The 16,427-nt window shown below is 69.3% G+C and carries 16 protein-coding genes and 1 riboswitch; of the genes, 3 read left to right on the top strand and 13 right to left on the bottom strand.

Going from position 1 to position 16,427, the window contains the following annotated elements:
• Positions 1-24: 24 nt before the first annotated feature.
• From ABKA17_RS34655 to ABKA17_RS34665, 3 genes are all read right to left on the bottom strand, one after another.
• Positions 25-1,056, bottom strand: a complete 1,032-nt coding sequence (locus ABKA17_RS34655) for a C40 family peptidase (RefSeq protein WP_353696318.1) — start codon at positions 1,054-1,056, stop codon at positions 25-27.
• Positions 1,057-1,264: 208 nt separating this feature from the next.
• The gene (locus ABKA17_RS34660; RefSeq protein WP_353696286.1) at positions 1,265-2,608 is read right to left on the bottom strand and encodes an NYN domain-containing protein; all 1,344 of its coding nucleotides are present in this window, start codon (positions 2,606-2,608) and stop codon (positions 1,265-1,267) included.
• A 38-nt stretch (positions 2,609-2,646) separates the two neighbouring features.
• On the bottom strand, positions 2,647-2,886 hold the full coding sequence (locus ABKA17_RS34665; protein WP_353696287.1) for a hypothetical protein: 240 nt from the start codon (positions 2,884-2,886) through the stop codon (positions 2,647-2,649).
• 163 nt (positions 2,887-3,049) lie between these two features.
• Here ABKA17_RS34665 and ABKA17_RS34670 point away from each other — a divergent pair, with 163 nt between their 5' ends.
• Together ABKA17_RS34670 and ABKA17_RS34675 are read left to right on the top strand one after the other, a co-directional pair.
• Positions 3,050-3,790, top strand: coding sequence for a rhomboid family intramembrane serine protease (locus ABKA17_RS34670; RefSeq protein ID WP_353696288.1), 741 nt, complete (start codon positions 3,050-3,052; stop codon positions 3,788-3,790).
• Complete coding sequence (locus ABKA17_RS34675) at positions 3,787-4,068, top strand: Lrp/AsnC family transcriptional regulator (protein WP_353696289.1); 282 nt, start codon at positions 3,787-3,789, stop codon at positions 4,066-4,068. Before ABKA17_RS34670 ends, ABKA17_RS34675 begins: the two co-directional genes overlap by 4 nt.
• Here ABKA17_RS34675 and ABKA17_RS34680 read toward each other — a convergent pair.
• The 7 genes from ABKA17_RS34680 to ctaE form a co-directional block, all read right to left on the bottom strand.
• A complete protein-coding gene (locus tag ABKA17_RS34680) occupies positions 4,065-6,338 on the bottom strand; it encodes a protein kinase domain-containing protein (protein ID WP_353696290.1) in 2,274 nt (757 codons plus the stop codon). The genes ABKA17_RS34675 and ABKA17_RS34680 overlap by 4 nt on opposite strands.
• A gap of 64 nt (positions 6,339-6,402) precedes the next feature.
• The gene (locus tag ABKA17_RS34685; RefSeq protein ID WP_353696291.1) at positions 6,403-7,764 is read right to left on the bottom strand and encodes an aminotransferase class V-fold PLP-dependent enzyme; all 1,362 of its coding nucleotides are present in this window, start codon (positions 7,762-7,764) and stop codon (positions 6,403-6,405) included.
• Between the two features lie 151 nt (positions 7,765-7,915).
• Positions 7,916-8,032, bottom strand: a riboswitch (SAM riboswitch).
• A 75-nt stretch (positions 8,033-8,107) separates the two neighbouring features.
• Positions 8,108-9,172 (bottom strand): anthranilate phosphoribosyltransferase, encoded by a 1,065-nt coding sequence (gene trpD / locus ABKA17_RS34690; protein WP_353696292.1) that lies wholly within the window; start codon positions 9,170-9,172, stop codon positions 8,108-8,110.
• A gap of 121 nt (positions 9,173-9,293) precedes the next feature.
• Positions 9,294-10,934: a cytochrome bc1 complex cytochrome b subunit gene (gene qcrB / locus ABKA17_RS34695; protein WP_353696293.1), complete on the bottom strand. Its 1,641-nt coding sequence runs from the start codon at positions 10,932-10,934 to the stop codon at positions 9,294-9,296.
• Positions 10,931-11,986, bottom strand: coding sequence for a cytochrome bc1 complex Rieske iron-sulfur subunit (gene qcrA / locus ABKA17_RS34700; RefSeq protein WP_353696294.1), 1,056 nt, complete (start codon positions 11,984-11,986; stop codon positions 10,931-10,933). The genes qcrB and qcrA overlap by 4 nt, the downstream gene beginning before the upstream one ends.
• Positions 11,983-12,792 carry a cytochrome bc1 complex diheme cytochrome c subunit gene (gene qcrC / locus ABKA17_RS34705; protein ID WP_353696295.1) on the bottom strand — a complete coding sequence of 270 codons (810 nt, stop codon included), beginning with the start codon at positions 12,790-12,792 and terminating at the stop codon, positions 11,983-11,985. The genes qcrA and qcrC overlap by 4 nt, the downstream gene beginning before the upstream one ends.
• A gap of 63 nt (positions 12,793-12,855) precedes the next feature.
• Entirely contained in the window at positions 12,856-13,476 is a 621-nt protein-coding gene (gene ctaE / locus ABKA17_RS34710; protein WP_171141838.1) for an aa3-type cytochrome oxidase subunit III, read from the bottom strand.
• A 171-nt stretch (positions 13,477-13,647) separates the two neighbouring features.
• Between ctaE and ABKA17_RS34715 the strand changes: the two genes are divergently transcribed.
• Positions 13,648-14,049 carry a DNA-binding transcriptional response regulator gene (locus ABKA17_RS34715; RefSeq protein ID WP_353696296.1) on the top strand — a complete coding sequence of 134 codons (402 nt, stop codon included), beginning with the start codon at positions 13,648-13,650 and terminating at the stop codon, positions 14,047-14,049.
• 9 nt (positions 14,050-14,058) lie between these two features.
• Here the strand turns inward: ABKA17_RS34715 and ABKA17_RS34720 are convergent, their stop codons facing one another.
• The 3 genes from ABKA17_RS34720 to ABKA17_RS34730 all read right to left on the bottom strand — a co-directional run.
• The gene (locus ABKA17_RS34720) at positions 14,059-15,321 is read right to left on the bottom strand and encodes a L,D-transpeptidase (protein ID WP_353696297.1); all 1,263 of its coding nucleotides are present in this window, start codon (positions 15,319-15,321) and stop codon (positions 14,059-14,061) included.
• Positions 15,322-15,452: 131 nt separating this feature from the next.
• Positions 15,453-15,851 (bottom strand): cytochrome c oxidase subunit 4, encoded by a 399-nt coding sequence (locus tag ABKA17_RS34725; protein ID WP_353696298.1) that lies wholly within the window; start codon positions 15,849-15,851, stop codon positions 15,453-15,455.
• On the bottom strand, positions 15,848-16,427 hold a 580-nt coding region (locus ABKA17_RS34730; RefSeq protein ID WP_353696299.1), incomplete at its 5' end, for a cytochrome c oxidase subunit I. The genes ABKA17_RS34730 and ABKA17_RS34725, both read right to left, overlap by 4 nt.

Raw genomic sequence — 16,427 nt, forward strand, 5'->3', positions numbered from 1 at the left:
GCGGTGTCGTGATCTTGAGGGTGATCAGACCCGGACGCCGAACTGGAACGGCATGTTGCCGATCGACTCGTAGCGGACGACCGTGCCGGTGCGGGGGGCGTGGATGACCTGGCCGTTGCCCGCGTAGAGGCCGACGTGGTGCAGGTCGCCGTAGAAGATGACGAGGTCGCCGACCTGGAGTTCGCTCATCGACAGGTGCCTGCCGTAGCCGGCCTGCGCCTGCGAGGTACGCGGTATGGAGACACCGGCCTGGGCGTAGGCCCAGGAGGTCAGGCCCGAGCAGTCGTAGGAGGCGGTGCCCGTGGCGCCGTAGACGTAGGGCTTGCCGAGCTGGCTCTGGGCGGCGGCGAAAGCGGCGGCCGCGCGGCCGGAGGCGGGGGTGGAGTTGCCCAGGTCGACGCGCTCGCTGGCGGAGCGGCTGGCGCGGGCGTCCTCGGCGGCGAGGGCGGCCTTCTCGGCGGCCGTCAGCGTGTTGAGGAGCTTCTGCGCCTCGGCGAGCTTGCCCTGGACTTCCTTCTTCTTCTTGGCCAGTTCGGTCCGGGTGCTGGAGAGGTCCTTGAGCTTCTCGGAGGCCTCGGAACGCTCCTGGGCGAGCTCGCGCTGCTTCTCCTGGATCTTCTTCAGCGCGTCGACCTGCTGGGCGCTCAACTGGTCGGCCGTGGAGGCCTTGTCCAGGTAGTCGTCCGGGTTCGAGGACAGGAAGAGCTGGAGGGAGGAGTCGATGCTGCCCGTGCGGTACTGGGCGGCGGCCGCCAGGCCCATGGAGTCACGGAGCTCGTTGAGCTCCTCCTGGCCGCGGGCGACGTTGTCCTGGATCGTGGAGATCTCCTTCTGGAGCTTCTCCTGCTTCTCCTTGGCGCCGTTGAGCTTCTCGGTGGCCTGCTCGGCCTCCTCGTAGAGCTTGTCGACCTTGGACTTGACCTCGTCCTTGCTCGGCTTCTCGCTCGGCGCCGCGTTGGCGGCGTTGGCGCTCAGAGCGACGGCAGCGGCAGCAGCGGTGGTCAGCACGGTCACGCGCGTGCGGCTCGGCTGCTTGGGTCGACGGTGGGACGCCACGGAGGTGAGCTCCTTCTTGTGAGTGATCACCCGTTCGGAGGTTCGAGCCCAGACCCTAGTGACCTTCTTGTGATCATTCAAATCCTCAAGCGAAAAAATCGGTCACGGACCGCATTCTTTACACACAACTCACGTGCCGTAATGCTCGATTGACACTACGTTGCGTGACGATTCCACCAATTCGGGCATTAAACCTGGAACTTGATGTTTACGACAGACGCTTGAGAAGCATCGCGGAAGCGACAGGCCGGGCCCCCGCCTTCGCCACCCCGTCGGCCACCTCACGGTCGGTGGAGGCGACGATGACAGGGCGCCCCGGCGGCTCGGCCCGCACCAGCTGACGGATCAACTCGTCGGCGGTGACACCGGGCTTGGAGAACAGCACCCGCACCCCGCGCGGCGGCGCCAGCAGCACCGGCGCGGCCAGCTCGGCCCCGTCGAAGACACAGGTCACCTCCGCCCCGGTCTGCGCGGCGAGCTGCGAGAGCTGACCGAGCAGCCGGAGCCGCTGCTTCTCCAGCGGCATCTGCGGATAGCCGGTCTTGGTGACGTTGTAGCCGTCGACCACCAAGTGGGCCTGCGGCAGGGCGAGAAGCTGGTCCAGGATCGCGGGGTCGTTCTCGGACAACGCCCGCGCCGCGATGTCCTTCGGGGTCATTCGTCCCGGTTCGACCGCGTCGACGGTCTCGGCCGGACGTACGGAGACCGGCGGCAGCGCCAGCTCCCGGCGCAGTCCCTGGGCCGCGTCCAGCACGGTGTCCAGAAGCAGCCGTACGCGCATGTCCTCGACGCTGCGCCCCTCGCGGGCCGCACGACGGGTGGCCTCCAGCGCGGCCTCGACCTCGCCCAGGCGGGCCTTGAGCCGCCGCGCCTCGACCTCGGCCGCGGACACCTGCGTCTGCCCCTCGGCGCGCACCGCGTCCATCTCGCCCCGCATCTTGCGCAGGGCGGCCTCGCCGCGCTTGACGTCACTGAGGGCGGCGCGCAGCTTGCGGTGAAGCGATTCGGCTTCCTTCTTGGCCGATTCCAGCTCCGTACGCAGCCGCTCGGTCTCGGCCCGGGTGTGCTCACGAGCGTGCGCCAGCTCCTCGCGCAGCCGCTCAAGCTCGGCCCGGCTCTCCTCGTCGGCGCGCTCGGCGTCGGCCCGCTGGGCCTCCTCACCGGCCGCGGTCACGAGCTTCACCCAGCCGGTGGGGCGCAGAACATAGGCCGCGGCCGCCACGTCGAGCGGATCCGCGGCCGGGGGCGGCGAGCCGGAGTCGAGGGCGCCGGCGAGCTCCGGCTGGGCCTCTCTGAACTTCTCCCCGATCCGCTGCCGGAACAGCGGCTCGGTCTCCAGTGCCGCGGCCATCGCGTTGCCGGCGAACTTGGCCCGCCGGTTGGCCGCGAACCGTGCGTACTGTCTGAGCTGCGCGGGCAGTTCACCGACGGTCAGTCCACCGAAGCCGTCGGAGACGATCTGCACGACGCGTCGCCGTACGCCGTCGGGCAGCGGACGGTCGAGCACCTCGGCGGCGCCGTCGCCCGGCCCCCCGCCTGTGGACTCCACCATCCGTCAACACCCCAACCGTTCCCGCGGGGCCTGCTCCCTCAGGAGCCGGCGCCCGGCCTGTCCACGAGTTCCACCTGATCCACGGCGTTGCACCAGCGGCAGCGGACCGACTCGATGGTCTCACTGACCACCTCGCGCTCCTCGACGTTCGGCGCACCGGCCAGGTCGAGGTGGACGTACTCGACGACCTTCGACGAGCGGGTCACATCGAAGCGCGTGAGGTTGCCGCAGAGGGTGCAGCGCCACCGCGTCGAGGCGGTCGGCAGGGGAACCGTCATCGTGGCTGTGCTCTTTCCTTCTAGGTCTTCCATTGTCCGCGACGCACCGGCCGCCCGGGCGTGTGGCCGTAACCCTAAGGCCTGGCAGGGACTCGCCGCTGGTCCGTCCACGGCGGCGAGGCGGTCTGTCGGCTTGCGTCCCGTTACGTCATGCTCTGTGTTCATGATCAGCAACTGGAGCGCGGGAGCCGGCCGGGCGAGCGGATCGCTGTGGCGGTCGGCGCCGGTGACCTACGGCCTCATCGCCCTGTGCTGCACGCTCTTCGCGATCGGCCCGGCCGCGGGCCTCAATCCGGCGTACGGCTCCGGCGACGCGCTCCTCGCGGCTCAGCGCGCCTACTTCCACCGCTGGGGCGTGGTCCCCGCAGAACTGTTCGAGGGCTCGGCCAGAGCCGCGCTCACCCCCGCGACGGCCCTCTTCGTCCACGGCAGCTGGGTCCACCTCCTCGGCAACATGCTCTTCCTCTACGTCTTCGGCGTACTGACCGAGGAACGGATGGGCCGCGTCCAGTTCACCTTCTTCTACCTGGGCTGCGGCTATCTCGCGCTGCTGGGCTACGCGGCCGCGAACTCCGGCTCCGACCAGTCGCTGGTGGGGGCGTCCGGGGCGATCTCAGCCGTGCTCGGAGCGTTTCTCTACCTGTTCCCCGGCGCCCGGGTGACAAGCCTGCTCCCGTTCCTCTTCTTCCTCCCCCTGCGCTTCCCGGCCTGGGTCGTGCTGCCCTTCTGGGCGGCCCTGCAATGGGTGGCGGCGGGACAGGCCTCGCGCGGCCCGGGAGTGGCGTATCTGGCGCACCTGGTGGGCTTCGGCCTGGGCTTCGCCTTCGCGTGGGTGCGCTTCGGCCGTGCCACTAGAGTGAAGGCCGCCCCAGCTCCGGCCCCCGAGGGAGAGAACCAGCCGTGATCACCGCGATCGTCCTCATCAAGACCAGCGTGGACCGGATCCCCGAGATCGCCGAGTCGATCGCGGCCCTGGACTCCGTGAGCGAGGTCTTCTCCGTCACCGGCACCTACGACCTGATCGCCATGGTCCGGGTCAAGCGCCACGAGGACCTCGCCGAGGTCATCCCCGGCAGCATCAGCAAGATCCCGGGCGTCGAGGGCACCGACACCCACGTCGCCTTCCGCACGTACTCCCAGCACGACCTGGAGGCGGCGTTCGCGATCGGGCTCGACAGCTAGACGGTGATGTCGGCGGCGATGATGCCCTCGCTGGAGGCGGTGTAGAGGCGGTTCCCGTGCAGTACGGGGGCCGCCGTCCCGTTCTGGAGGACGCCGACCTCGACCTTGAAGGCGGTCTCGCCGGTCCGGGTGAGGGCATGGACCTGCGTGGGCGTCAGCAGGTAGATCAGGTCTCCGGCCGGCACCGGGTTCGAGAAGAAGTCCCCGGGCCGGTACTCCCAGAGCAGCTTCCCGCCCTTGTCGAGCGCCAGGAGAGCCTGTCCCTCGCGCTCGATGCCGAGGAAGGCCACGTCGTCCGAGCCGCCGGCCGTGACGAACGCGCTCCCGAGGCCGGTCCGCTGCCAGAGCCGCTGCCCATCGGGGCCGATCCCGAACAGGGTGCCGGCCTCGTCGCCCGTACCGACGACGACCACGTCCTTCGCCACCGCCGGCTGGTCGACGTCACCGTTCACCTTGGCCTTCCACAGCTCCCCGCCGTCGGCTGCGCCGAGCGCGTGCAAATGGTTGTCGAAGCTCGGCGCGTAGAGGATGTCGTCCGCCACCAGCAGTTCGGCGTGCGGGGATCCCTGGAGTCCGGTGTTCCAGCGGCTTAGGCCGTCCGCGTCGTAGGCACGGATCTCTCCGGCGCCCTCGAGTTCCGCCACGGCGTAGCCGACGGCGATCAGGTCCCCGGCCGGCACCGGATTGGTGACGTAACCCCCGCTGGGTATGGCCTTTTCCCACCGCTGCTCCCCGTCCGCGTCCAGCGCGAGCAGCGTCGAGACGGGGGCACCCGCCTTGACGTCGCTGACGACGGTGTAGAGGCCGTCCGAGGTCACCACCGGGTTCGACACGGTGAGGGTGGCGATGTTGCCGAAATCGCGCTGCCAGCGTTCCTTCCCGTCCGCTCCGATCGCCCGCAGGGTGCCGTCCGCCATGGGCACGTAGAGCACCCGCCCGTCGGGCGAGACCGTCCCCAGCGGGCTTTGCGAGGCACTCGGCTTGGCGGCCGCGTAGCGCCACCGGACCTTCGCCCCCGGCTTGCCGGAAGTCGAGGCCTTGTCCGGCGAGGTGGCCCCGCCGCCCGTCGCGCGCCCCTCGTTCCCCGAGTCCCGCAGCCACAGCCACCCGCCGACCCCACCGCCGGCGACCACCACGGCCCCGCCGGTGAGGGCCTTCAGCAGCCCGCGTCGCGAGGGCGAGGGCGAGGCAGCGGGCACCACGGCCGTCGCCGGGACGCCCGCCTGCACCGCACCCGACACCACCGCACCCGGCTTCACCGCATCCGCCTCCACCGCACCCGACACCACTCCGTCCGGCACCGGCGTATCCGTCGCCGTCGTCGGCGCCACGTACTCGACCCGGCTCTCCCGCTCCCCCGACTCCCCCTGCGGAAGCCATCGTTCGTCGCCCTTGGCCGCGACGGACTCCGGCGAGAGGGCCCTGAACCAGCCCGGCCGTACGCTCGCCCGCAGCGAGCCCGCCGTGTGCCCCACCGCCTCCACCACCGCCTGCGGCGTCGGCCGCTCTCCCGGCTCGTCCCGCAGACAGGACTCCACCAGCGGCAGCAGCCCGTCCGGGACGCCCATCAGATCGAAGTCCCGGGTCAGCACGCGCAGCAGGATCACCGAGTCCTGGCCCTCGCCGAAGGGCTCGCGGCCGCTCGCCGCGTACGCCAGCACCGCGCCCAGCGCGAAGACGTCGCTCGGCGGGCCGACCTGGCCGCCGTTGCGGATCTGCTCGGGCGAGACATAGCCGACCGAGCCGACGATCGCGCCCGTGCGGGTCATCGCCGTGGCCTCCAGCGCCCGGACGATCCCGAAGTCGATGACCCGGGGGCCGTCCGGTGCGAGCAGGATGTTGGAGGGCTTGAGGTCCCGGTGGACCATGCCCTTGGCGTGGATCGCGCCCAGCGCCTCGCCCAGCGCCGCCGCCAGCACCCGTACCGCCGGCTCCGGCAGCGCCCCGCCGTCCAGCACCGCGTCCCTGAGGTTCGGCCCCGCCACGAACTCCGTCGCCATCCAGGGGTGCTCGCCCTCGGGGTCGGCGTCGACCACCCGCGCGGTGTACGTCCCCGTCCCGCCGACCGTCTGAGCGGCCCGCACCTCCTGCCGGAACCGCGCGCGGAAGGTGCGGTCCTGGGCGTACTCGGACCGCACGACCTTCACCGCCAGCCGCAGCCCGGTCCGTGACTCGGCGAGATAGACCTCGCCCATACCTCCCGAGCCGAGCCGGCCCCGCACCTCGTACGGGCCGATCCTGCGTGGATCCGTCGTGCGCAGCGCCTGCACTTCCCGCTCCCCCGTCCAGCGTGAACCTGTCGAGGAGGCAGGGTATAGCAGGCCTGTCAGCAGGTCAGACCGCCGGGACGCAACGACCGTCCTCCGTGCGGTAGTTCCACTTCGCACCATCGCGGACGAGCTCCTTGACGGCGGTCACGAACCGCTCCACGTGCTCGTCCGGCGTCCCCGCCCCGAAGCTCACCCGGATCGCGTTGAGGGACTTCTCGCCGGGCGCGGCCTCCGGGGCTCCGCACTCGCCCTGGGTCTGCGGGTCGCTGCCGAGGAGGGTGCGGACGAGGGGGTGGGCGCAGAAGAGGCCGTCGCGGACGCCGATGCCGTACTCGGCGGAGAGGGCGGCGGCGAAGTGGGAGCTGTTCCAGCCCTGGACGACGAAGGAGAGCACGCCGACGCGCGGGGCGTCGTCCCCGAACAGGGAGAGGATCCGGACCTCGGGGACGTCGGCGAGACCGGCCCTGACCGTCTCGATCAGGTGCTGCTCGCGGGCGACCAGGGTGTCGAAGCCGGCCTCGGTGAGGGCCTTGCAGGCCGAGGCGATGGAGTAGGCGCCGATCACGTTCGGGGACCCGGCCTCGTGACGGGCCGCGCTCTCGTGCCACTCCACGTCCACTCCCCCGTCCTCGCGCCGGGAGACCTTGCGGCTGGCGCCGCCGCCCGCGAGGTAGGGGTCGGCGGCCCGGAGCCAGTCGGCGCGGCCGGCCAGGACGCCGGAGCCGAAGGGCGCGTACAGCTTGTGGCCGGAGAAGGCGACCCAGTCCACGTCGAGATCCTGGACCGACACCGGGTGGTGGGGGGCCAGCTGGGCGGCGTCCAGGACGATCCGGGCGCCGTGCGCGTGGGCGGCGGCGGCCAGCTCCCGTACGGGCCACAGCTCGCCGGTGACGTTGGAGGCGCCGGTGACGCAGACCAGGGCCGGGCCGTACGGGTCGCGGTCCTCGAGGGCCTTCTCCAGGGTCTCGACGGCCTGGCGCGGGGTGCGCGGCGCGTCGAGGTAGGTGACGCGGGCGTCGCGCCAGGGCAGCAGGGAGGCGTGGTGCTCGGTCTCGAAGACGAAGACCTGGCAGTCGGCGGGAAGGGCCTGGGCCAGCAGGTTGAGGGAGTCCGTGGTGGACCGGGTGAAGATCAGCTGGTCGTCGGCCCGGCAGTCCAGGAACTCGGTGACGGTCCGGCGGGCGTTCTCGAACAGGTCGGTCGACAGCTGGGAGAGGTAGCCGGCGCCCCGGTGGACGCTGCCGTAGTACGGGGCGTAGGCCGCCACGTCGTCCCAGACGCGCTGGAGGGCGGGGGCGCTGGCCGCGTAGTCGAGGGCCGCGTAGGTGACCTCGCCGCCGGTGACGAGCGGGACGGTGACATCACGCCCCAGAACGGGCAGGGGGGTGCAAATGGTCTGGGCGGCGGCAGCGGTGGAGACAGACATGGGGAACTCCCGTGAGAGAGCATGCGGAAGGAAGCCAGGCATGCGGGGAAGGAAGAGAAGAAGGGTGCGCGGAGGCGGGGCTCGGCGGCCCTATCGCATTCGCTTGCTCACGGGAGGCTCCTCGACGACCAGGACCCCTGGCGTTTCGAGGGGTCCGCGCTTGCCGTAGACCTCGCTGCCTACGGCCTGGTCTTCACCCGGGGCACCCCGCCACGGACGGAGGGTTGCCGGACAGTCGGCCGGGGCCTCATGACTGTCACTCATGACCTGGTACAGGAACGTACGCGATGTGATCGTCGTCCCGCAACCCGTGTCCGGATCGCGGGACGACACCCGATGCACGTCAGGCGTTGCTGGCCGCCACCCAGCGCTCCAGCGTCCGCTTGGCCGCGCCCGAGTCGATCGACTCGGCCGCCTTCGCCATGCCGGCCCGGATCTGGTCCACGAGCGGCGCCTGCGTCGGCTCCAACGCCACCAGCGCGGCAGCCGAGTTGAGCAGTACGGCGTCGCGCACCGCTCCGGTCTCGCCGTCCAGCAGCCGACGCGCGACCTCGGCGTTGAACGAGGCGTCCGCGCCCCGCAGCGCCTCCACCGGCACCAGTGCGAGACCGACGTCCCGAGGGTCGAAGGCCTCCTCGCGCACCGCGCCGTCGCGGACGATCCAGACCCGCGAGGTGGCCGTGGTGGTCAGCTCGTCGAGGCCGTCGTCGCCGCGGAAGACCAGCGCGGAGGAGCCGCGCTGGGCCAGCACTCCGGCGATGAGCCCCGCCATCCGGGTGTCGAAGCAGCCGACCGCCGAGGCGGTGACCCGGGCGGGGTTGGTCAGCGGGCCGAGCAGGTTGAACGAGGTCGGGATCCCGAGGTCGCGGCGGACCCCGCCGACGAACCGCATCGACGGGTGGAACTTGGCCGCGAAACAGAAGGTGATGCCGGCCTCGTCCACCACCCGCGCCACCCCCTCGGGCGACAGGTCCAGGTTGATGCCGAGCTTCTCCAGCACGTCGGAGGAACCGCTCGCCGAGGACGAGGCCCGGTTGCCGTGCTTGACGACCTTCGCCCCGGTGCCCGCGATCACGATGGCGGACATCGTGGAGATGTTGACCGTCTTCGCCCGGTCGCCGCCGGTGCCGACGATGTCGACGGCGGGGCCGGGGATGTCCAGCGGCTGCGCGTGCTTGTACATCGCCTCGACGAGACCGGTGATCTCCTCGACCGTCTCGCCCTTGGCCCGCAGCGCCACCATGAAGCCCGCGATCTGGGCGTCCGTGGCCTCGCCGCTCATGAAGCGGTCCATGGCCCACGCCGTGTCGCCGGAGCTCAGGTCCCGCCCGCCGAGCAGTGCGCTCAGTACCTCGGGCCAGGAACGGCCCGCCGCGGTGTCGCCTCCAGCGGGGGTCACAGCGCTCATAAGGCCGCTCCAGGATGTCGTAGAAAAGTGTGCCCCCACCCTATCCAGCAGCGGGGCACGGCAAAGGGCCCCGTCCGGTGTTCGGACGGGGCCCTTCTACCGCGCGTGGCGAGCGCAGCGATCAGTGGTGGCCGTGGCCGCTCGTGATCTCCTTGAACTCCTCGGCGGTCGGCTTGGGGATCTGGGACTCCTCGCCGTAGTAAGCCTTGCTCAGCTTGACGCGCAGCTTCTCGGAACCCTTCACCTTGCGCTCGACGCCGTTCTCGTCGACCGTCGGGCCGATCTCGGCGGGCTTGTACTGCTCGTGCGCGGTGAGCGTGTGCAGCGCGTCCTGGCTGAGCGGCTCGTGCACCTCGATGAACTCACCGTGCGGCAGGCGCTTGATGATGCCCGACTCGCGGCCGTGCAGCACCTTGTCCTTGTCGCGGCGCTGGAGGCCGAGGCAGATCCGCTTGGTGACGATGAACGCGATCACCGGGGCCACGAAGAACGCGACCCGGACGAACCAGGTGATCGAGTTGATCGACAGGTGGAAGTGCGTGGCCCACAGGTCGTTGCCGCCACCGATGAGCAGCACCATGTACCAGGTGATCCACGCGACACCGAAGGCGGTACGCGTCGGGGCGTTGCGCGGGCGGTCCAGGATGTGGTGCTCGCGCTTGTCGCCGGTGACCCAGGACTCGATGAACGGGTAGACCGCGATCGCGACCAGGACCAGCGGGAAGATCACCAGCGGGATGAACACACCCAGGACGAGCGTGTGACCCCAGAAGTTGATCTCCCAGCCCGGCATGACACGGATCAGGCCCTCGGAGAAGCCCATGTACCAGTCGGGCTGGGCGCCCGTGGACACCTGGTCCGGCCGGTAGGGGCCCATGGACCAGATCGGGTTGATCGAGGCGATCGCCGCGATGACCGCGATGACACCGAAGACCAGGAAGAAGAAGCCTCCGGCCTTGGCCGTGTAGACCGGGAACAGCGGCATGCCGACCACGTTCTTGTTGGTCTTGCCGGGGCCCGCGTACTGCGTGTGCTTGTGGACGAACACCAGGATCAGGTGCGCCACGATCAGGCCGAGCATGATTCCCGGCAGCAGCAGGACGTGGACCGAGTAGAACCGGGCCACGAAGTCGCCGCCGGGGAACTCTCCGCCGAACAGGAAGAACGACAGGTACGTGCCGACGATCGGCACGGACAGGACCGCGCCCTCCATGAAGCGGACGCCGGTGCCGGAGAGCAGGTCGTCCGGGAGCGAGTAACCGGTGAAGCCGGTGAACATGCCCAGGACGAACAGCAGGAAGCCGAACAGCCAGTTGACCTCACGCGGCTTGCGGAAGGCGCCCGTGAAGAACACACGCATCATGTGCACGAACATGCCGGCGAGGAAGATCAGCGCCGCCCAGTGGTGGATCTGCCGGATCAGCAGACCACCGCGCACATCGAAGGAGATGTGCATGGTCGAGTTGAACGCCTCGGACATCAGCTGGCCCTGCAGCGGGACGTAGCTGCCGTGGTACTCCACCTCGTTCATCGACGGGTGGAAGAACAGCGTCAGGTACACACCCGTGAGGATGATGATGATGAAGCTGTACAGGCAGATCTCGCCCAGCATGAACGACCAGTGGTCGGGGAAGATCTTGCGCATGTTGGCCTTGGCCAGGGAGTAGATCCCCAGCCGGCCGTCGGCCCAGTCGGCGAGCTTCTCGCCGGCCGGCGCCTTCCCGCGGTCGCGGGCGGGCTCAGTGTTCTCGTTGGTGCTCATCCGCGCTCCCAGAAGGCAGGACCGACAGGCTCTTCGAAGTCGCCCTGCGCTTCGAGGTAGCCCTCGTCGTTCACGGCGATGCGCAGCTGCGGCAGGGCGTGACCGGCGGGGCCGAAGATCACCCGGGCACCGTCGGAGAGGTCGAAGGTGGACTGGTGGCAGGGGCAGAGCACGTGGTGCGTCTGCTGCTCGTACAGGGAGATCGGGCAACCGACGTGGGTGCAGATCTTCGAGTACGCGACGATGCCCTCGTGCGACCACTCGAGCTCGCGCTTGTCCTTGATGTCGTCCGGCTGGATCCGGACGATCATCAGGGCCGCCTTGGCGATCTCCGTCTGGAAGTCGTGGTCGTGCTCCTCCAGGCCGTCGGGCTTGGCGAAGGTCAGCGAACCGACCGCGATGTCCGAGGGGCGCAGCGGCTCGTTCGTGTTCATGTTGACGAGCATCAGCCCCTTCTTCCACATGGTGTGGCGGAGCTTGGTGCCGGGCAGCGGGCCGAGGTCGCGCAGCAGCATGACGCCGGAGAGCGGCACCAGGGTGAGCGCGCCGAGCATCGTGTTGCGGATCAGCTTGCGACGGCCGATCGCGGACTCCTTGGTGCCCGTCTTGAAGTCGTCGAAGACCTTCTCGCGGACCTCGGGGGAGGCCGAGATCGGGTGCCGCTCGTCGACCATCTCCTCGTCGGACATCAGGGTGCGGGCCCAGTGGACCGCGCCCGCGCCGATCGCGAAGAGCGCCACCCCGAGGGTGAGGCCCAGCGCGAAGTTCAGCGCGTTGATGTGACCGATCGGGAAGACGAAGATCGACTTGTCGTGCGGCACCGCCACGTACGAGACGATGAAGGCGACCGTGGCCACCATCGACAGCGTGAACAGCAGGGCGACCGTACGCTCGGACCGCCTGGCGGCCTGCTCGTCGATGTCCTGCACGCGGTGCTCGTGGGGCGGCAGGCCGGGGTCGGCGAAGGGGTTCTTGTCGTCCGCGACGCCTACCGCACCGTGTGCGTCCTGCTCTGCGGGCAGGTTCTCTTCCGGAATGTCTTGGCTACTCATGACTTCTTGGCCTTTGCGGTCCGAGCGGCGAGCCAGATGGCGACCGCGATGAGCGAACCGAGTCCGAACACCCACGCGAACAGACCCTCACTGACCGGACCGAGTCCGCCCAGTTCGAGGCCGCCGGGGCTCTCGGTGTCATCGCCGTTGACCGCGTCGAGGTACGCGATGATGTCCTTCTTGTTCTGCTCCGACAGCGTGGTGTCGGGGAACGACGGCATGTTCTGCGGGCCGGTCTGCATGGCCTCGTAGATGTGCTTCGGGTCGACGCCCTCGAGGCTCGGCGCGAACTTGCCGTGCGTCAGCGCACCGCCCTTGCCGGTGAAGTTGTGGCACTGCGCGCAGTTGGTGCGGAACAGCTCGCCACCCTTGGCGATGTCCGCTCCGTCCGGGCTGTACTCGTTCTTCGTCGGGATGGCCGGACCGGCACCCAGCGAGGAGATGTACGCCGCGAGCTGGTCGATCTCGGCCTGCGTGTAGATGACCTTCTTCTTCGGGACCTGCGCGCCCGGCTGCTGGGCCGGCATACGGCCGGTACCGACCTGGAAGTCGACGGCCGCGGCGCCCACACCCACGAGGCTCGGGCCGTCGGTGGTGCCCTGACCACCGGTGCCGTGGCAACTGGCGCAGCCCACTGCGTAGAGCTTCTTGCCCTCCTCGATGGTGAGGGACTGGGCTGTTTCGTCAGCCTGCGCCTTTTCCGCGGGCGCGAACGCGGCGTACAGCCCCCCCGTGCACGCCAGCGCGAGGAGTAGGACGACGACCGCCGCCAGCGGATGGCGTCGTCGTGCGGAGAGCTTTTTCACGGATTACCCCGGTGTCAGGATCTTCTGCGTCGATGCTTCTGGAATGTGCGGGCGCGGGCCCGACTACTTGATCAGGTAGATCGTGGCGAAAAGGCCGATCCAGACGACATCGACGAAGTGCCAGTAGTAGGACACGACGATGGCGGCGGTCGCCTGCTCGTGCGTGAACCTCTTGGCCGCGTAGGTGCGGCCGAGGACGAACAGGAAGGCGATGAGGCCACCCGTCACGTGCAGACCGTGGAAACCGGTGGTCAGGTAGAAGACCGAGCCGTAGGGGTCAGAGGAGAGCGAGAGGCCCTCGTGCTTCACCAGCTCGGTGTACTCGTAGACCTGGCCGCCGATGAAGATCGCACCCATCACGAACGTGACGATGAACCACATCCGGAGCTTCTTCACATCACCGCGCTCGGCGGCGAACACGCCGAGCTGGCAGGTGAGGGAGGAGAGCACCAGGATCGTGGTGTTCGTCGCCGAGAACGGGAGGTTCAGGAAGTCTGCCTTCTCCTTCCAGAACTCGGGACCGGTCACCGATCGGAGGGTGAAGTACATCGCGAAGAGGGCCGCGAAGAACATCAGCTCGGAACTCAGCCAGATGATGGTTCCGACGCTGGTGAGGTTCGGCCGGTTGACCGACGGGTGCGCGTGCCCGGTTTCTACTGTCGTTGCTGTCGCCACGACCGACATTATGTCGGTCGCTTATCCCGCCCTCACTCCCGGGGGTGCCGTTCGGGGTGTCCGCAGCGTGTGTACTGCCCGGATGGCCCATCGCGGGGGTGTTCAAGCGGGTGTTGACGGAGTGTTCAAGGGGGTAGCATCCGCCGCATCGGTACCCGACCAATGACGCGCGGAGGAACGATGCAGGCGACCGCCACGGTGCTGGTCTACAGCGATGACGCCAACACCCGCGAGCAGGTGCGGTTGGCGACCGGGCGCAGGCCCGCCCCCGACGCTCCCCTGATCGAGTTCGTGGAGTGCGCGACCCCCGCCGCCGTCATCAAGGAACTGGACCGGGGCGGGATCGACGTCGCCGTCCTGGACGGCGAGGCCGCTCCGATGGGCGGCATGGGGCTGTGCCGCCAGGTCAAGGACGAGGTGTTCGACTGCCCGCCGGTGCTGCTGCTCATCGGCCGGCCCCAGGACGCCTGGCTGGCCACCTGGAGCCGTGCGGAGGCGGCCGTGACGCTGCCGGTGGACCCGGTGGAGTTCGCGTCGTCGCTGGCCTCCCTGCTGCGCGGGAAGAAGGCCCTGAGCGCCTGAGACGGCGGCTCAGAGCGACTCGGGACGCAGTCTCGCCCGCTCCTCCGGGCGGGGGCCGTCGGGGCTCCCGCCCACCAGCGCGCTGCCCGCGCGCCACTTCTTCCAGGCGAGGTTCCAGTCGCCGAAGCCGTTGCCGAAGGCTTCCATGGTGTCGCCGTAGGAGTTGACGACCTTGACGACGTCGCCCTCCCGGACGTTCTCGAAGAACCACTCGGCGTTGTCGGTGCTCATGCCCGTACATCCGTGGCTGACGTTCTCGTACCCCTGGGACCCGGTCGACCAGGGCGCGGCGTGCACGTACTCACCGCTCCAGGTGACCCTGGTGGCCCAGTAGACGGGCAGGTCGTACGACTCCGAGGAGCCCTCCGCGATACCGATGCTGGTGCCGCGCATCCGTACGAAGTGCTCCTTGCCGAGGACGACCTTGACGCCGTTGCGGGTCTCGAAGCCGGGCTTTCCGGTGGTGACGGGGATCTCGTTGATCGACTTGCCGTTCTTGTAGACCGTCATGGAGTACGACGACGCGTCCGTGACGGCGATGACCCGGTCGCCCGTGGTCAGGGTCAGGGGCTTGACCTTGCCGCCCCACAGCCGGTCGCTGATCTTGATGCCGTCCAGGTTGCTTCGAACCTGGATGGTGGCGCGGGCGGGCCAGTACTCCTTGGGGCGGTAGTGGAGCTCCTTGTCGTCCACCCAGTGCCAAGCGCCCTCCACGGCGGGCATCGAGTCGACCTTGAGCGCGCGCTCCACGACGGCCCGTTGCGCCTTGTCCTTGACGGGCTTGCTGAGTTCGGCGGTGATGGGCTGGCCGACGCCGTACTTGCCCGCCTTGGGGCCGAAGGTGACCTTCAGGCGCTTCTTGGTGAGCGGCTTGCCGGTGTCGAAGGCGAGGATCTTCCGCCCGGGCGCCCCGTCCTCGTCCTCCGTGCTGACCCGCACCGTGTAGCGGGCGCTGGCGGCCAGCGGGCTGGTGCTGTGCCAGCGAGTGCCGTCGGCGGAGAGTTCGCCCGCCACATAGCGCCCTGTGGCGTCCATGGCCGTGACGTCGGTGATCCGCCCGTCGTCGTCCTCGGCGGTGACCTCGAGGGGCTTGTCGGGGTCGGCCTTCTTCCCGTCGCCGGAGGGGCCGTTGAAGGAGATCTGGTCCGCGGCGTCGTACGGCGCCGCCGACAGCGGGTTGCCGTCGCTGCCGCAGGCGGTGGCGCCCGCGGTCAGGGCGACCACCAGCAGCGTGCAGGAGATGACGGTGCGGGTGCGCGGAGTCTGGCTCATAGCCTCAAGCTAGGAAGCTTCGTGGGACGCGGCGCGGTGGGTAACTCGGACGAGGGACAGGGGCTGCTGCAAAAGCAGGAGCCCGGACCCTCCTGACGGAGTGTCCGGGCTCCTGTTGAGCTCAGGCCGTGCTACTGGGTGCGGTTCTCACCGCGGTAGTACTCGAAGACCCAGCCCCACAGGCCGACCAGGATCAGCGGCGCCGAGAAGTACATCAGCCACCAGCCGATCGCGACCGAGAGGAACGCCAGCGCGCCACCGACGGCGAGCGAGAGCGGCTGCCAGCTGTGCGGGCTGAAGAACCCGACCTCGCCGGCGTCGTCCGCGACGTCCGCCTCCTTGTTGTCCTGTGCGCCCGCGTCGACCCGCCGGGCGGTGAAGCCCAGGTAGAAGCCGACCATGATGCACAGGCCGAAGGCCAGGAAGAGCGCCGTGGTACCGGCCGGCTCCTTCGACCACACGCCATAGACGACCGCCATGGCGAGGACGAAGACGCTCAGCCACATGAACATCTTGCCCTGGATCTTCACTTGCCGGCCTCCTTGCCGCCCGCGAGAGCCTTCTCACCGTGAGGTGCGTTCTCGAGCTGGTCGAGAGCGGCGATCTCCGGGTGGTGCAGGTCGAACGCCGGGGATTCGCTGCGGATCCGCGGCAGGGTGAGGAAGTTGTGCCGCGGCGGCGGGCAGGACGTCGCCCACTCGAGCGAGCGGCCGTAGCCCCACGGGTCGTCGACCTCGACCTTCTTGCCGTACTTGGCCGTCTTCCACACGTTGTAGAAGAAGGGCAGGATCGACGCGCCGAGGACGAACGAGCTGATCGTCGAGATCGTGTTCAGGGCGGTGAAGCCGTCGGCCGCGAGGTAGTCCGCGTAACGACGGGGCATGCCCTCGGCACCCAGCCAGTGCTGGACCAGGAAGGTGCCGTGGAAGCCGATGAACAGCGTCCAGAAGGTGATCTTGCCGAGGCGCTCGTCGAGCATCTTGCCGGTCATCTTCGGCCACCAGAAGTGGAAGCCGGAGAACATCGCGAAGACGACGGTGCCGAACACCACGTAGTGGAAGTGCGCCACCACGAAGTACGAGTCCGAGACGTGGAAGTCCATCGGC

Origin of the sequence: Streptomyces sp. RG80, from assembly GCF_040446465.1 — a bacterium.
Lineage (GTDB): Bacteria > Actinomycetota > Actinomycetes > Streptomycetales > Streptomycetaceae > Streptomyces.

Bases quoted from the DNA above. Each gene is read 5' to 3' on its own strand.
- ABKA17_RS34660 (WP_353696286.1), bottom strand. From the start codon at position 2,608: ATGGTGGAGTCCACAGGCGGGGGGCCGGGCGACGGCGCCGCCGAGGTG.
- ABKA17_RS34665 (WP_353696287.1), bottom strand. From the start codon at position 2,886: ATGACGGTTCCCCTGCCGACCGCCTCGACGCGGTGGCGCTGCACCCTC.
- ABKA17_RS34670 (WP_353696288.1), top strand. From the start codon at position 3,050: ATGATCAGCAACTGGAGCGCGGGAGCCGGCCGGGCGAGCGGATCGCTG.
- ABKA17_RS34685 (WP_353696291.1), bottom strand. From the start codon at position 7,764: ATGTCTGTCTCCACCGCTGCCGCCGCCCAGACCATTTGCACCCCCCTG.
- trpD (WP_353696292.1), bottom strand. From the start codon at position 9,172: ATGAGCGCTGTGACCCCCGCTGGAGGCGACACCGCGGCGGGCCGTTCC.
- qcrB (WP_353696293.1), bottom strand. From the start codon at position 10,934: ATGAGCACCAACGAGAACACTGAGCCCGCCCGCGACCGCGGGAAGGCG.
- qcrA (WP_353696294.1), bottom strand. From the start codon at position 11,986: ATGAGTAGCCAAGACATTCCGGAAGAGAACCTGCCCGCAGAGCAGGAC.
- ctaE (WP_171141838.1), bottom strand. From the start codon at position 13,476: ATGTCGGTCGTGGCGACAGCAACGACAGTAGAAACCGGGCACGCGCAC.
- ABKA17_RS34715 (WP_353696296.1), top strand. From the start codon at position 13,648: ATGCAGGCGACCGCCACGGTGCTGGTCTACAGCGATGACGCCAACACC.
- ABKA17_RS34720 (WP_353696297.1), bottom strand. From the start codon at position 15,321: ATGAGCCAGACTCCGCGCACCCGCACCGTCATCTCCTGCACGCTGCTG.